The sequence below is a fragment of the Salmonella sp. SA15303 genome (genome assembly GCF_029962125.1).
GTDB lineage: Bacteria > Pseudomonadota > Gammaproteobacteria > Enterobacterales > Enterobacteriaceae > Salmonella > Salmonella enterica.
This window is the reverse complement of record NZ_CP123924.1, coordinates 3,319,862-3,334,236: the sequence shown is the minus strand read 5'-3', so window position 1 is coordinate 3,334,236 and position 14,375 is coordinate 3,319,862. Positions and strand designations below refer to the sequence as shown.

The following is a 14,375-nucleotide window of genomic DNA, read 5'->3' as shown; positions in this document are numbered from 1 at the left end:
CTGACCTTCTTATTAATGTTTTTTTGTGATGTGCTCAATGAGCTCAGCAAATCCGCTATTATTCAGCGAAGCCCTATTATACATAAGATAGAATTGTATGGGAGCAATGGTAAAAGGTATGGTGACTTTTTTAAGTTTGATAGAGGAAGAGTAATAGTCAAAAAATGTTTGTGGTAAAAAACCAATAAGCTCCGTGGAGCTGATAGAGTTGGCGATGGTCATCAGCGATTTGCTTCTGAAACCAATTATTCTTTCCCCCAGCACATCATCCATAAGTGAATGATATTCTTTCATACCGGTTGCCCGGGAGACGAGTTGCGTAAATGACTCTTGTAGAATTTCGTCGATAGTGGCGGTGTCGCCTAGTCGGGGATGGTTTTCACTGCAAACCAGGATGCATTCTAGCCTATTAAAGTGAGTACAAACAATAGAACGATTATTCAGTGGGGCCATTGAAACCACAATATCTGCTTTGCGGTAGGCAAGCAGATCTTCAGGCAGTTCGTCAGTGGTCAAAATGTCGTGATGTTCAATTTCAACCTGTGGATCTTTGCGGATATATTTAACTAATTTCATCACATATTGGGTGATCAACAGCTGTGGGCTGTAGATAATAAATTTTTTCTTCAGGCTGGACTGATTCATTATATTAATAGTTTGTTCCAGGCTGTTAAGATTATTTTCTAAATGATAATGTAAATTAATGCCTGTTACGGTAGGCGTAATTCCTTTGCCTGAACGAATAAATAGAGGGTCGTTGAATTGCGTGCGCAGGCGTTGCAATGACTGGCTTACGGCAGAAGGTGTAATATAGAGTGTTTCTGCTGCTTTGCTAATGCTTAAATGTTGATAGATACATTCAAATATAACCAACAGGTTAAGATCAAATTTTTTAAGGTCGTAAAGGTTAGCCATAGTATGTTCCCGGCATTATCATGGTATCTTCCATGATTATGACTTAATCTCAATAATTTACCAGAGTTATGTTTATTAAACTTAATGTAGAGTTTATTTAAACTAAAATACCACAGTTATGAATATTTTAGCGAGTAAATAATTACAGTAAAGGCGGACATAACGTACACTTTTATAACCACGCCGTTAGTCTAAAAAGGCTGTGTCGGATGACATGCTGGTCTGGCGTCGCGTTAATGCCAGTCAGAGGTTGGCCCGACAAACGTAGCGCTATCGGGCGTGGTACGGTTAAGCTCCAGCTTTGCTAATTTCTGCGTTAAGGCTGCCCCATCATGGCGTCCAGTTGCGCTTTTTCCGGTAAACCCACAACCTGTTGCAAAATCTTATCTTTATTCATGTAATAAATTGCTGGCGTCGCGTTAGCGCCAAGATCGTCCATTAGCTGCTGATTCTGATTAATGACTTTCATCTGCGCCGGGGGGATGGACGCCGGAACTTCCAGCTTCATCTTTCCTGCGGAGGCTTCATAGTCATGCCAGGTTTTCGCCGGGTCTTTCGCGGCTAAAATCGCTGCGGCTGTGGCCGGGCTTTCCGGTTTAATCACGCCGACCAGTAATGTGCGTAATTGTACCTTGCCGGATTCGACCCACGGACGAGCTTGTTGCCAAAACTGCTTACAATAGGGGCAGAAAGGGTCGGCGAAGACATACAGCACCACCGGCGCGTCTTTTTTACCGTCGAGTATCCATGACGCTTTTTCCATTTTCTGCCACATTTCACGTCCGGCCGGTGCATAGATCTCTTTTTCTATCAGGGCGTTGCTAAGATTTTCGCCTTTTTCATTATACATATAGCCGGAAATCGCGTGTTTACCGTCCGGCGTCAGGTAAATCGTGACGCCCATATCCTGATACTTTCCGAGATAGCCCTTCATGCCCCCCGGCGCCTCGAAGGATTTCAGGATAGTTATACCCTGTTTTTCAATGGCTTTAACCGGCGCAGGCAGTTCTTCCGCGTGGGCGAGAATGGGCAGCATAGCAAGCAGCAATGTACGTTTAATCATATTTTTTCCTTTTAATATCAAAGCGAAAAGAGTATTAATGATGATGCCTATCACAGACATAGGTAAGAGCTGGCGTGCCAGGATTGCCCTTTCTGTGCTGGGGTGATGTAATCCTTTTCGCTGTTACAGCCTTTGTTAAGGTAATGTAGAGCGCAACACTTAGCCAGCATATACGCTATGGATTTCGAGTTGCAGACAATACGTCTGTAATTTGCAAGACGAGTCGTACTGGCTCTGAAGTTACCTACGGGTAGTTCAGGTAATGGGGCCGCCTGTCAGGCGGCCTTTTTACTTTAGATGGCTGACAGGGCGCAGTGTTCACAATGTCGCCCGAATCGGGTTGTTAGTTAACGCTTATTGATTTGATAATGGAAACGCATTAGCCGAATCAGCAAAATTTCGTTAACTTACTCCTCAACGAAAACACGGAGGAAGTATAGATGTCCTTAATTAACACCAAAATCAAACCTTTCAAAAACCAGGCGTTCAAAAACGGTGAATTCATTGAAGTCACCGAGAAAGATACCGAAGGCCGCTGGAGCGTCTTCTTCTTCTACCCGGCCGATTTTACCTTTGTTTGCCCGACTGAACTGGGTGACGTTGCCGACCATTACGAAGAACTGCAGAAGCTGGGCGTAGACGTTTATTCCGTCTCAACCGATACTCACTTCACGCACAAAGCATGGCACAGCAGCTCTGAAACTATCGCAAAAATCAAATATGCGATGATCGGCGACCCGACTGGCGCCCTGACCCGTAACTTCGACAACATGCGTGAAGATGAAGGTCTGGCAGACCGTGCGACCTTTGTTGTTGACCCGCAGGGTATCATCCAGGCGATCGAAGTTACCGCTGAAGGTATCGGCCGTGACGCGTCTGACCTGCTGCGTAAAATTAAAGCAGCACAGTACGTTGCCGCTCACCCAGGCGAAGTATGCCCGGCGAAATGGAAAGAAGGCGAAGCGACTCTGGCTCCATCCTTAGACCTGGTCGGTAAAATCTAAATTTCCGTCGTCTTTCACGCCATAGCTGCGTTGGCGTCGCCTGCTCACCCCGGTCACTTACTTCAGTAAGCTCCCGGGGATTCTCAGGCTAGCCGCCTTACTCTGACGTGAAATACTTTGGAAATTGTTTCAGTCATGGGCGCACCCGCGCCCATTTCATTTCAGCACCATGACGCAAGTTGCATTAATGCAGTCCCGCGAAGTCGGCTTGCATGATGATGTTTTCAGAGAGGGAAGAAGAATGCTCGACACAAATATGAAAACCCAGCTCAGGGCTTACCTTGAGAAACTGACCAAACCTGTTGAGCTGATTGCCACGCTGGATGACAGCGCTAAATCGGCGGAAATCAAGGAACTGCTGGCTGAAATCGCCGAGCTGTCCGACAAAGTCACGTTTAAAGAAGACAATACTCTGCCGGTGCGCAAGCCGTCTTTCCTGATTACGAATCCAGGTTCTCAGCAAGGGCCGCGCTTTGCCGGTTCTCCGCTGGGCCACGAATTTACCTCGCTGGTTTTGGCGCTGCTGTGGACCGGCGGTCATCCGTCAAAAGAAGCGCAGTCGCTGCTGGAGCAGATTCGCGATATTGACGGCGATTTTGAATTCGAAACTTATTATTCACTCTCCTGCCATAACTGCCCGGACGTAGTGCAGGCGCTGAACCTGATGGCGGTGCTGAACCCGCGTATTAAACATACGGCAATTGATGGCGGCACCTTCCAGAACGAAATCACCGAACGTAACGTGATGGGCGTTCCGGCGGTATTTGTTAACGGTAAAGAGTTCGGCCAGGGACGTATGACTCTGACCGAGATTGTCGCTAAAGTGGATACTGGCGCAGAAAAACGCGCGGCGGAAGCGCTGAACAAACGCGATGCGTATGACGTACTGATTGTCGGCTCCGGCCCGGCGGGCGCGGCGGCGGCGGTCTACTCGGCGCGCAAAGGCATCCGTACCGGTCTGATGGGCGAGCGCTTCGGCGGTCAGGTGCTGGATACCGTGGATATCGAAAACTATATCTCGGTGCCGAAAACCGAAGGCCAGAAACTGGCGGGCGCGCTGAAAGCGCATGTCAGCGATTACGACGTTGACGTTATCGACAGCCAGAGCGCAAGTAAACTGGTTCCGGCCGCAACAGAAGGCGGCTTGCATCAGATTGAAACGGCGTCCGGCGCAGTATTGAAAGCGCGTAGTATCATCATCGCCACCGGCGCGAAATGGCGCAATATGAATGTGCCGGGCGAGGATCAGTATCGCACCAAAGGCGTCACCTATTGTCCGCACTGCGACGGTCCGTTATTTAAAGGGAAGCGTGTGGCGGTCATCGGCGGCGGCAACTCTGGCGTTGAAGCGGCTATCGATCTGGCAGGTATTGTAGAACATGTTACGTTGCTGGAGTTCGCGCCGGAGATGAAGGCGGATCAGGTGCTACAGGACAAAGTGCGTAGTCTGAAAAATGTCGATATCATTTTGAATGCGCAAACGACAGAAGTGAAGGGCGACGGTTCGAAAGTGGTGGGACTGGAGTATCGTGACCGTGTCAGCGGCGATATTCATAGCGTCGCGCTGGCAGGGATTTTTGTGCAGATTGGTCTGTTGCCGAATACCCACTGGCTGGAAGGCGCGCTTGAGCGTAACCGCATGGGCGAGATCATTATTGACGCCAAATGTGAAACCAGCGTTAAGGGCGTCTTCGCCGCAGGCGATTGCACCACCGTTCCTTACAAACAGATTATCATCGCCACGGGCGAAGGGGCGAAAGCCTCGTTGAGCGCCTTTGATTATCTGATTCGCACCAAAATCGCATAAAAAGAAGTAAGCACACCTGCAAGGCCAGTTAACTGGCCATCGTAAATGGCCCGATAGTGTAAGCTATTCGGGCCTGCGGTGTTTATGCCTGGGGAACGCACCGGGTAAAACACCTTCTTCATTATCAATACTCTGAAACCGTCTGTTAATAACAGACGGTTTTTTATTTCAACGGTATTCTGTTTTTAAACTTTGAAACAATAAAAAAGCCTTCTACGGATTTAACTGGAATTTTTCTGTTTTTTTATCAAAGAAAGATTAAGCGCTTCCGTTAACATGCCCATTCTTTTTTCTTGATTTATATTGCATTTGTATGTGAGGTTATTTATTCATGGATTCAATCTATGAATCACTGACGGAATTAGAAAAAACAGGGCTTACATTGCGTGATTTTTTTAATTCTCATGATAGTCGTTCACTGAAATCTGCCTACGTGAGATTAAATCCCACTGCTGCGGTAAACCTTACCGATCGGGCGTGGCTGGAGGCGGAGTATGACTTTAATGCGCTATTCGTCGGTCCTGGCAAGCTGCTGGCTGCGCCTTTCGCTTCAGTGTATCTGGAAGATGATGCGCTGGTGATGGGAAAGGCGACGCTGGAGATACGGGATTTTATGGCAGCGTTGGGATTATCGGTTAATCAGGAGAGCAATATCCCTGACGATCATATTTCCTGCGTGCTGGAATTGACCACACTATTACTGGCTAATACCCGGCAAACGTCACCATACCGCTCTACTCTCACTCAATATATCAATAACTATTTAACAAAGTGGGTGCCATTATATATCGAAAAAATAAAAACTCATGCACAAACGACCACGTTATATACGGTGGCGGACATCTTATTTTATTGGCTTGCTGAATTAAAACGAGAATATCAATATGAGTAATGAGACGGGACATCTGAACAGACGTTCTTTTTTAAAGGGGATAGTGGCACTGGGCGCCGTTGCGGCTTTACCCGGAGGATTACTGACCTCCCGATGCGCGCTTGCGCAGCCGCCTGTTCCCTTTAACCCTAAAACGTACAAAATTTATCGTAACGCGTGTCCGCGTAACTGCTATGACACCTGTAGCCTCAAGACATGGGTAAAGGACGGGGTCATTACTTTCGTGGAAGGTGCGCCGGAATCAACATTTACTCACGGTACCCCTTGCGTCAAAGGGTTAAGCTATCCGCGCCGGGTTTATAGCCCCGATCGTATTAAATATCCCATGACGCAGGACGTTCGCGGTAGCGGCAACTGGCGTCGCATCTCATGGGAAGAGGCGATGCAGCGCATTGCCGCCAAAATGCTGGAGATTAAGAAAAAAGACGGTTCTATGCTCGGTCTGGCGCTGACCAAATATTCCGGTAAGTTTGGCGTGCTGAACTATGCCGTTGAAGGGATGATGTCCTCGCTTGGCTATACCACCCGTTTTGCCGGTACGCCGTGCTGGCCTGCCGGTATCGACGCGCAAAACTACGACATGGGCGACATGTGGTGTAACGACCCGGAAGATATGGTGAAAGCGAAATACATCATTATCTGGGGCGCCAACCCGGCCTGGTGCTCAATGCACAGCATGAAGTACATCTATCAGGCGCGCGAGAAAGGGGCGAAGGTCGTGGTTATCGACCCGCTGCTGTCGCAGACTGCTGCCAAAGCCGATCTCTACCTGCGCGTACGGCCTGGCTCAGACGGTGCGCTGGCGCTGGGAATGGCGCGTCATCTGGTGGATAAAGGCCTGGTGGATCAGGATTTTGTTAACAACGATGCTCACGGCTATCCGGAATTTGAAGCCTATCTGCGTAACCATGTAACCGTGGAGTGGGCGGCAGAAATCTGCGGCCTGTCTGCGGATGTCATTCGCCAGCTGGCGGAAGAGTTTACGGCGGTTAAGCCGGCCACGGTCTGGATTGGTTACGGGATGCAGCGTCATGTCAACGGCGGCGCCAACGTTCGCGCTATCGATGCCTTTGTCGCTATGTCCGGCAACATCGGTGTCGAAGGCGGCGGCGCGCGTTATGGCCATCTGCATACCTGGGGCTTTAACTATAACGCCATGCTGCAGAAGCCGCCGGTGGGCGCTATTGGCATACCGGGAGCGGCGGGCACCACCAGTGAATTCGGGGCTGCCGCTGGCAGCGACGCCGTGCAGTACTCCGATCGCTCTCTGAATATCAACCAGACGGCGCAGGGGATTCTGGAGGCCAACGATCCGCCGGTTCGTATGCTGTGGGTCGCCTGTAAAAACCCGTTTGCCCAGGATTTCGATCGCAGCAAGATGAAAAAAGCGTTTGAAAAACTGGAAATGGTGGTCTGCGCCGATCAGTTCTTCAACGAAACGGTGCAACACGCTGATATCGTGCTGCCCGTTACCACCGCGTTTGAAGAGTGGAACGTGGATGCTTCTTACTGGCACTACTGGCTTTCCATTAATCAGCCGGCGATTAAGCCGATGTATGAAGCAAAATGCGACCTTGAAATCGCTACCATGCTGTCGCGCACCATTAATAAGATGGCGCCGGGTTCCTGTACCTTCCCGCAAGAGTTCGATCACAAGCGTTGGCTGGATCAGGAGTTCAACGACGGTATGGCGAAAATGTTCGGCATCTCTTCCTGGGACGATCTGCTGGACGGGCCGAAAAAAGCGATTCTGCCAAGTTCAGCCGCCTGGTACGATCGCAAGTTCAAAACGCCGTCAGGCAAGTATGAATTTAAATCTGAACTGGCGGAGAAAAACGGCCACACCGCGCTGCCGGAATACAAACCGGAAGCCGAGAGCAAACTGCCGTTCCATCTGTTTACGCCGCACGTGCAGTTTGGCCTGCACTCGCAGTTTATCAACCTGGACTGGATGCAGGTGTTCTACCCGGAACCGTTCGTTTATATCCATCCTTCTTCCGCGAAGAAAAAGGGCATCAGCGAGAACGATCTGGTCAAAGTTTTCAATGGCACCGGTGAAGTTGAGCTGCGGGCAAAAGTCACCACCAACGTGCCGGAAGATTTTCTGGTGATGTATGAAGCGTGGTTCCCGAAACGGCAGTACAACGTGCAAAACGTCGTGGCCGATACGCCTGCTGATATGGGGCTGATGAAAACTGGCGCGCCGGGCGCCGCTATCCACAGTCAGTTTGCTGACGTTGTATTGATCGGTAAAGGGGAATCCGTAGCATGAGACGTGCGTTTTTAGTGAATAGCGATAAGTGCATCGGCTGCCGCGGCTGTGCTATGGCGTGTAAAAGCTTTAACCAACTGGAGCCGGATCGCTTCTGGCGCTACGTTTATCCGTTGGATAAAGACATCTATCCACATGAAGAGCGGGCGTTTTACTCGCTGGCCTGTAACCACTGCGAACATCCGGCCTGCGTCGCCGCCTGTCCGGTCGAAGCCTATACCAAACGTGAAGATGGCGTGGTGGTGCATAACCCTGAGCGCTGCATCGGCTGTAAAAACTGTATTCGTAACTGTCCTTATGGCGCGCCGCGTTTTAATGAAGAGACGCGTAAAGCGGAAAAATGCAGTATGTGCTACGAGCGTCTTGATATCGGTATGAATCCGGCGTGCGTAAACGCCTGTCCGGTGGGCGCCTTGTCGATTATCGATTTGGATGCCGATCCTGTGCCCGATAATGCGGTGCAGTATCCGCCAGGGTTCCCGCATATGCCACAGCTTAATCCAGGAACGCGCTTTATTCTGGCGCGCCAGCCTAAGCAGCCGGAGGACAAGTAATGGAAAAATATGAACTGCCGCTGGTGTTTTTTACGGTATTAAGCCAGATGTCTGTCGGGATGGCTTTGGTACTGACATGGCGTACGCTGCGTGGTGAAGTGGAAGGCCAGCGTTTCTATTGGTTGGCCACCGGGCTGGTGCTGGCATTGGCGTCTATTGCCGCGATTCTGCATCTGGCGCATCCCGATCGCGCTTATGATGCGCTGATTAACCTGCGACATGCCTGGTTAAGTCGGGAAATCCTGGGCGCCACGTTGTTTGGCGCAGCGGTCGGCGTAACGTTCCTGGCAAAGGGACATAAAGCGATGGCTCTTATCGCCTCCGTGTTCGGCGTGTTACTGGTGGCGGTGCAGGGGATGACCTACGCCGCGCCAGCGATGGTGGCTATCGCTAATGGATTTACCATGCTGTTATTTTTTATTACGGTATGGGTCATGGGTTGCGCGGCGATTCCGCTGTTAAAACTCAGGCCTGCCGTTCCTGCGTTACGCCAGGGGATTGTGGTGTGTATCGCGGTACTTATCGCGGCGCCGCTGGTGTGGTTAAGCGGGGGAACGGTAATGCAGATGACGGCGCGTTCATGGCTGGCTTCACCGTTTTATCTGGCAAGCCTGGTCTGCCTTGCGCTCGCTTTTGTCGCCAGCCGTCACGGTGATTCGCGCCCGAAACGCCTGTTCGTCTTGTTATTCGTCGGCGTATTTCTGAGTCGGCTGGTCTTTTTTGGCGACACGGTGAGTACTATTGTGAATATCGGGCATTTGTACTAACGATGATGCAGTAAAAAGCCCTGCCAGGCGTGACCTGGCAGGGCGTGTAAGTTTTTAGCCACCAGAGTTAACGCACAACCAATACGGGCAGCGTCGCATGGCGCACCACGCTTGAGGCGTTAGACCCCAACAGGTGTGTCGTGATGGACGGATTACGCGAACCGATTACCACGACATCCGCATCCAGTTCTTCGCCCATCTCATTGACGACATCGCGCACGCTACCAAAGCGAACATGCGTTTTAATTCGTGAAGGATCGATACTGAAGTGTCCCACCATCGTTTGCAGACGCGTTTCCGCCTCATGCTGTAAATGTTCTTCAAAGCGACGCACGTCGGCGGCAAAGCGGTGCAGACTCATGCTCGCGGACCCAGGCAGTACATGCAACAGATGAATGACGCCATCCTGTTGCGCCAGAAACTCAGCGTGGCGAATGGCTTTATCGCTAAGTTCCATTTCAAAAACATCAACCGGCATAATGATTGTCTTATACATACCCGTTACTCCCTGTTAATCAATACTGAATTTATTCAAGCATATAATAATGTTTCTTTCTGCTATTTGTCTGGCAATTTTAAATATTACGGCAACCTGATGTTAAAAAAGTTGTGTATTTTCCAGGAAAAATCCTAAAGCCGCCTGTTTTGCCGGCAGTCTCTCCGGGATAGCTACCCTTTTATAGTCGAACGTGACATTCACCGTTACCCCGGAGGCTGCATGAAAGCATTGACGTATCACGGTCCACATCACGTAAAGGTTGAAAACGTACCCGATCCCGGCATTGAGCAGCCTGACGATATCATTTTGCGTGTTACCGCCACCGCGATTTGCGGATCTGATTTGCATCTCTATCGCGGCAAGATCCCACAGGTAAAACATGGTGATATTTTCGGCCATGAATTTATGGGCGAGGTGGTGGAAACCGGACATGATGTGAAGAATATTCGGAAAGGGGATCGGGTCGTTATCCCGTTTGTCATTGCCTGTGGTGACTGTTTTTTCTGTCGGCTACAGCAATATTCAGCGTGTGAAAACACTAACGACGGACACGGCGCGGCGATGAATAAAAAACAGATCCCGCCACCGGCGGCGCTGTTTGGGTATAGCCATCTGTATGGCGGCGTTCCCGGCGGACAGGCCGAATATGTTCGCGTGCCAAAAGGTAATGTCGGTCCATTTAAGGTGCCGCCGCTGTTATCTGACGATAAAGCGCTGTTTCTTTCTGATATTTTGCCTACCGCCTGGCAGGCGGCAAAAAATGCCCAGATTCAGCAAGGTTTCAGCGTGGCGGTTTTTGGCGCAGGGCCGGTAGGATTACTGACTATCGCCTGTGCGCGACTGCTGGGCGCGGAGCAGATCTTCGTCGTTGATCACCACGCCTGGCGCCTGCGTTTCGCCGAAGAACGTTACGGCGCGATACCGATCAACTTCGATGATGAGAACGATCCGGCGGAAAAAATCATCGAGCAGACGGCAGGACACCGCGGCGTGGACGCGGTAATTGATGCCGTAGGCTTTGAAGCGAAAGGCAGCTTGACGGAGACGGTGCTGACGAACCTTAAACTGGAAGGCAGCAGCGGCAAAGCGCTGCGACAATGTATCGCGGCGGTCAGACGCGGCGGCGTGGTCAGCGTGCCCGGCGTGTATGCCGGTTTTATTCACGGCTTTTTATTCGGCGACGCCTTTGATAAGGGGCTAACTTTTAAAATGGGTCAAACCCATGTTCACGCGTGGCTGGGGGAATTATTACCGCTTATTGAAAAAGGGTTGCTGAAGCCGGAGGAGATTGTCACGCACTATATGCCGTTTGAAGAGGCGGCGCGCGGCTACGAAATTTTCGAAAAACGCGAAGAAGAGTGCCGGAAGGTTATCCTGGTGCCGGGAGCGACGTCGGCACAAGCGGCGCAGAAACAGGCGACGGGAGTAGTCAACCCGATGCCAGGCGGCGTTGTCTGAAGCAGGCAGAAATGAAAGGGCTAACGGAAAGAGGATGCGCAGGCATCCTCTGTGTAAACGCATTAACGCTTATGCAGATGATTTAACGCAGGAAGTCGCCCGCGGCTTCAGGCTGATATTCGAGTTCCAGCACTTCGAGATGGGTGGAGGCGCCGCCCGGCAGTTCCCAGTGAATGGTGTCGCCGACGCGCAGTCCCAGCAACGCCGCGCCGACGGGCGCCATTACCGAAAGCTGGGTACTGCTGTCCGTCATATTGGCGGGGTACACCAGCGTCCGCACGCGTGTTTCACCATCGCTCAAATTGCGGAATTTAACGCGGCTGTTCATGGTGACGACATCGTTCGGCATCTCTTGTGGCGAACACATTTGCGCGCGATCCAGTTCGGCGTTGAGCGCGTCGGCAATCGGCAGATCCGCATACGCAGGCTGTTCCAGAAGACGATCAATACGTTCGGCGTCAAGGTCGTTAATGATAATAGTGGGTCTGGACATTTCTTACTCCATGTCATCGATACTGCGAGTAGTGCAGGTAAATGGTCCCAAAAGAAAACCCTCACCGTCTGGCGGCGAGGGTTTAACTCTCATGATGATACTGAGACTTACCCCGTCTTTGAAGTGATTTAGTTCACATTCGGGTAAATCCTCAAACGTCATAGCCCTGAGTGAATTTTAGTCTACATTCGGGCGTGTTCTCAAATGTGGCTACGGTTTTAAACCTCTGCTTCGTCAATAACCGGCTTTATCGATAATAAACTGTTTCCCGCAGTTGCCGGGATGCGGCTGCGGCAGGAATGAGGCAGAGGAGAGCGGGGCGTTAATCATCGACGCCTTTAATGAAAACTGAATCTCTGTTAAATAGGCGGGATTGCCATGGCAGTTTACTTTAACGGCTTTGACATTATCCTGGCCCCACATTTGTGCGACGACGCTATCAAACTCAGCGCGGCTAACGGTTTTGCCGTAATTATCCGTCAGAAACTGCCCCAGTGCGCTGTCTTTTATCGCCTTATCCAGCCGTATCATGGTGCCGAAATAGGCATTGGGATCAAACCCGAAACAGGCGCCATGTTTGGCATATTCGTAGCGCTCCAGACAGGAATTCCCCCCCGCGCCGGGCATCACTTCCTTAAGCGCTGCCGCGATGTCAGGCGAAAGTCCGGGGGCGGAGGCTGAGCATTTCCGGCTGGCCTTGACTTCAGGCAGATTCGGGATTGGCCGCGTCGCACAACCAAAGCGCTGCCAGCGTCTCTGGTCAACACCGCGTGCGGCGATAGATTTGGGTAATCCTGGCCACAGGCCGTGGACGGTCAGAAAGTCTGCTTTGTTGGCTGGCTCTTTTTGCAGACGGCACTCATCGGGCTCCCGATGGCGGCGTTCATGCTGGCTTTGACAAAAACCGGTTTGCCAGGAAAGCGCCAGCACATAGTCAGTGAAATCACCGTACTGTTGCGCCTGAAGTTCGTCGGCGTTGGCGGCAAAAATCGGGGTTAAGAGGGCAGCCAGCAGCGGACTGTAATGCCATATTGTGTTCATGATGAATTCGATAATTTATACACATTATGAATGTTACCCATTTAATCATAAAAAATGCCGCTCAGGTGAACCTGAACGGCATCATTTTTAACCTGCGTTGGCGTAATGTTTAATTCCACATTGCCAAAATCGGCCAGCCCACCAGCAACAGCATCGCGATATAGATAACGCCAAAGATTGCGCCAAGCCGCCAGTAGTCTCTGGATTTCACGTAACCGCAGCCGTAGATAATCACACCAGGGCCGGTGGCATACGGCGTCAGACAGCCCATGATACCGATAGACAGCACCAGCAGAATACACAGTTGTTCCATCGGAACGCCCGGAATGCCTTTACCCACCGCCAGAATGACCGGCAGCATGGTCGCGGTGTGAGCGGAAAGACTGGCGAACAGATAGTGCGCGAAATAGAACACCAGTACCAGTACAATCACGGTTGCATCCGGAGAGAAACCTTCCAGATGCGTACTCATGGTATTGGCGAACCAGTCAATAAAGCCGGAGCGGGTTAAGCCATTGGCCATGACCACCAGCGTAGCGAGGTTCACCAGGGTGTTCCAGGCGCTGTTGTAGCGCGTAATATCTTTCCACGGCACAACATGCAACGCCAGCATCAGCGAGACGGCCAGCAGACCCACGGCAGTGGCGTTGATGATTTTTCCACCAAAAACCCACAATCCTAAGCTAAGCAGCACCAGGCCAATCAGCGTCCACTCTTTGCGGGACAGACGCCCCATGTTTTTTAACTCGCCGCCAGCCCAGGCCGCGACTTCCGCACTGTGGGTCACTTCAGGTTTATAAAGTACATAGGAGAGCCACGGCGCAACGATCAGTAAAATAATCCCTACCGGCAGAAAGCTGAGAAACCACTGCAGCCAGCTAATCTGGACGCCAGCGATCTTGCTGACGAACTCCAGACCTAATACGTTCGGGGCCGCGCCAGTGACAAACATCGAAGAGCTCAGGCTGGTACTGATCACCATCATCCACATCAAATAACCGCCGATGCGGCGTGCGGAAGGATCGTTTGGAAACGATTTAAACAGCGGCGGCAGGTTCTTGATGACCGGGAAGACAGTCCCGCCGGTACGAGCCGTATTGGAGGGAGTAAACGGCGCCAGCAAAATATCGATAATGACAATCGCATAGCCGAGCGTCAGCGTGCGTTTACCCATGAATTTTACCAAAAACAGCGCAATGCGGCGCCCCAGCCCGGTCACTTCGTAGCCCAGCGCGAAAATAAACGCGCCGAAAACCAGCCAGACCGTGGTGCTGGAGAAACCGGCAAGCCCCCATTTCAGCGCCTGTTTACTGGCTTTAAACGCCGGATCGGCCAGTTCTGAAGCGTCAAATAGCAGGTAATTGCTGCCGATAACGCAAATGGTTACGGCGATAAAACTGATCGCTGTCGCCGGGATCGGCTCCAGGATCATACCGACAATCATCGCGACGAAAACCGCAAAATAGTGCCAGGCCTGCGGCGGCATACCATCTGGAACAGGAATTAACAACATGACGCCCATCACCACTAATGGGGCCAACAACTTCCATATATTATCTTTGGATAAAGACATAAATGACTCTCCGGAAAGGATATTTTCTATAATTGTG

Annotated in this window: 13 protein-coding genes; 7 read left to right on the top strand and 6 right to left on the bottom strand. The window is 51.1% G+C overall.

All coding sequences use genetic code 11. The annotated features are described in order from the left end of the window. Positions 1 to 12: 12 nt before the first annotated feature. Together citR and dsbG are read right to left on the bottom strand one after the other, a co-directional pair. On the bottom strand, positions 13 to 915 hold the full coding sequence (gene citR, locus QEN31_RS16450) for a DNA-binding transcriptional repressor CitR (protein ID WP_000002497.1): 903 nt from the start codon (positions 913 to 915) through the stop codon (positions 13 to 15). Between the two features lie 316 nt (positions 916 to 1,231). Further along, positions 1,232 to 1,978, bottom strand: coding sequence for a thiol:disulfide interchange protein DsbG (gene dsbG, locus QEN31_RS16445; protein ID WP_000597122.1), 747 nt, complete (start codon positions 1,976 to 1,978; stop codon positions 1,232 to 1,234). A 440-nt stretch (positions 1,979 to 2,418) separates the two neighbouring features. Between dsbG and ahpC the strand changes: the two genes are divergently transcribed. From ahpC to QEN31_RS16415, 6 genes are all read left to right on the top strand, one after another. Beyond that, complete coding sequence (gene ahpC, locus QEN31_RS16440) at positions 2,419 to 2,982, top strand: alkyl hydroperoxide reductase subunit C (protein ID WP_000052802.1); 564 nt, start codon at positions 2,419 to 2,421, stop codon at positions 2,980 to 2,982. Positions 2,983 to 3,223: 241 nt separating this feature from the next. Then, complete coding sequence (gene ahpF / locus QEN31_RS16435; RefSeq protein ID WP_000887644.1) at positions 3,224 to 4,789, top strand: alkyl hydroperoxide reductase subunit F; 1,566 nt, start codon at positions 3,224 to 3,226, stop codon at positions 4,787 to 4,789. 331 nt (positions 4,790 to 5,120) lie between these two features. Next, positions 5,121 to 5,681: a TorD/DmsD family molecular chaperone gene (locus QEN31_RS16430; RefSeq protein ID WP_000377438.1), complete on the top strand. Its 561-nt coding sequence runs from the start codon at positions 5,121 to 5,123 to the stop codon at positions 5,679 to 5,681. Beyond that, positions 5,674 to 7,953 (top strand): molybdopterin-dependent oxidoreductase, encoded by a 2,280-nt coding sequence (locus QEN31_RS16425; protein WP_000064328.1) that lies wholly within the window; start codon positions 5,674 to 5,676, stop codon positions 7,951 to 7,953. The genes QEN31_RS16430 and QEN31_RS16425 overlap by 8 nt, the downstream gene beginning before the upstream one ends. Next, positions 7,950 to 8,507 (top strand): 4Fe-4S dicluster domain-containing protein, encoded by a 558-nt coding sequence (locus QEN31_RS16420; protein ID WP_001250381.1) that lies wholly within the window; start codon positions 7,950 to 7,952, stop codon positions 8,505 to 8,507. Before QEN31_RS16425 ends, QEN31_RS16420 begins: the two co-directional genes overlap by 4 nt. Continuing rightward, complete coding sequence (locus tag QEN31_RS16415; protein ID WP_000417097.1) at positions 8,507 to 9,274, top strand: dimethyl sulfoxide reductase anchor subunit family protein; 768 nt, start codon at positions 8,507 to 8,509, stop codon at positions 9,272 to 9,274. Before QEN31_RS16420 ends, QEN31_RS16415 begins: the two co-directional genes overlap by 1 nt. A gap of 67 nt (positions 9,275 to 9,341) precedes the next feature. Here the strand turns inward: QEN31_RS16415 and uspG are convergent, their stop codons facing one another. After that, a complete protein-coding gene (gene uspG / locus QEN31_RS16410; RefSeq protein ID WP_000278499.1) occupies positions 9,342 to 9,770 on the bottom strand; it encodes a universal stress protein UspG in 429 nt (142 codons plus the stop codon). A gap of 222 nt (positions 9,771 to 9,992) precedes the next feature. Here uspG and QEN31_RS16405 point away from each other — a divergent pair, with 222 nt between their 5' ends. After that, entirely contained in the window at positions 9,993 to 11,231 is a 1,239-nt protein-coding gene (locus QEN31_RS16405) for a zinc-dependent alcohol dehydrogenase (protein ID WP_000646113.1), read from the top strand. A gap of 82 nt (positions 11,232 to 11,313) precedes the next feature. On the opposite strand, the gene rnk is transcribed toward QEN31_RS16405, so the two are convergent. From rnk to citT, 3 genes are all read right to left on the bottom strand, one after another. Further along, complete coding sequence (gene rnk, locus QEN31_RS16400; protein WP_000089748.1) at positions 11,314 to 11,724, bottom strand: nucleoside diphosphate kinase regulator; 411 nt, start codon at positions 11,722 to 11,724, stop codon at positions 11,314 to 11,316. Between the two features lie 234 nt (positions 11,725 to 11,958). After that, entirely contained in the window at positions 11,959 to 12,765 is an 807-nt protein-coding gene (rna, locus tag QEN31_RS16395) for a ribonuclease I (protein WP_001092580.1), read from the bottom strand. A 109-nt stretch (positions 12,766 to 12,874) separates the two neighbouring features. Continuing rightward, positions 12,875 to 14,338: a citrate/succinate antiporter CitT gene (citT, locus tag QEN31_RS16390; RefSeq protein WP_000059029.1), complete on the bottom strand. Its 1,464-nt coding sequence runs from the start codon at positions 14,336 to 14,338 to the stop codon at positions 12,875 to 12,877. Between the last annotated feature and the right edge of the window lie 37 nt (positions 14,339 to 14,375).

Bases quoted from the DNA above. Each gene is read 5' to 3' on its own strand.
- citR (WP_000002497.1), bottom strand. From the start codon at position 915: ATGGCTAACCTTTACGACCTTAAAAAATTTGATCTTAACCTGTTGGTT.
- dsbG (WP_000597122.1), bottom strand. From the start codon at position 1,978: ATGATTAAACGTACATTGCTGCTTGCTATGCTGCCCATTCTCGCCCAC.
- ahpC (WP_000052802.1), top strand. From the start codon at position 2,419: ATGTCCTTAATTAACACCAAAATCAAACCTTTCAAAAACCAGGCGTTC.
- ahpF (WP_000887644.1), top strand. From the start codon at position 3,224: ATGCTCGACACAAATATGAAAACCCAGCTCAGGGCTTACCTTGAGAAA.
- QEN31_RS16430 (WP_000377438.1), top strand. From the start codon at position 5,121: ATGGATTCAATCTATGAATCACTGACGGAATTAGAAAAAACAGGGCTT.
- QEN31_RS16425 (WP_000064328.1), top strand. From the start codon at position 5,674: ATGAGTAATGAGACGGGACATCTGAACAGACGTTCTTTTTTAAAGGGG.
- QEN31_RS16420 (WP_001250381.1), top strand. From the start codon at position 7,950: ATGAGACGTGCGTTTTTAGTGAATAGCGATAAGTGCATCGGCTGCCGC.
- QEN31_RS16415 (WP_000417097.1), top strand. From the start codon at position 8,507: ATGGAAAAATATGAACTGCCGCTGGTGTTTTTTACGGTATTAAGCCAG.
- uspG (WP_000278499.1), bottom strand. From the start codon at position 9,770: ATGTATAAGACAATCATTATGCCGGTTGATGTTTTTGAAATGGAACTT.
- QEN31_RS16405 (WP_000646113.1), top strand. From the start codon at position 9,993: ATGAAAGCATTGACGTATCACGGTCCACATCACGTAAAGGTTGAAAAC.
- rnk (WP_000089748.1), bottom strand. From the start codon at position 11,724: ATGTCCAGACCCACTATTATCATTAACGACCTTGACGCCGAACGTATT.
- rna (WP_001092580.1), bottom strand. From the start codon at position 12,765: ATGAACACAATATGGCATTACAGTCCGCTGCTGGCTGCCCTCTTAACC.
- citT (WP_000059029.1), bottom strand. From the start codon at position 14,338: ATGTCTTTATCCAAAGATAATATATGGAAGTTGTTGGCCCCATTAGTG.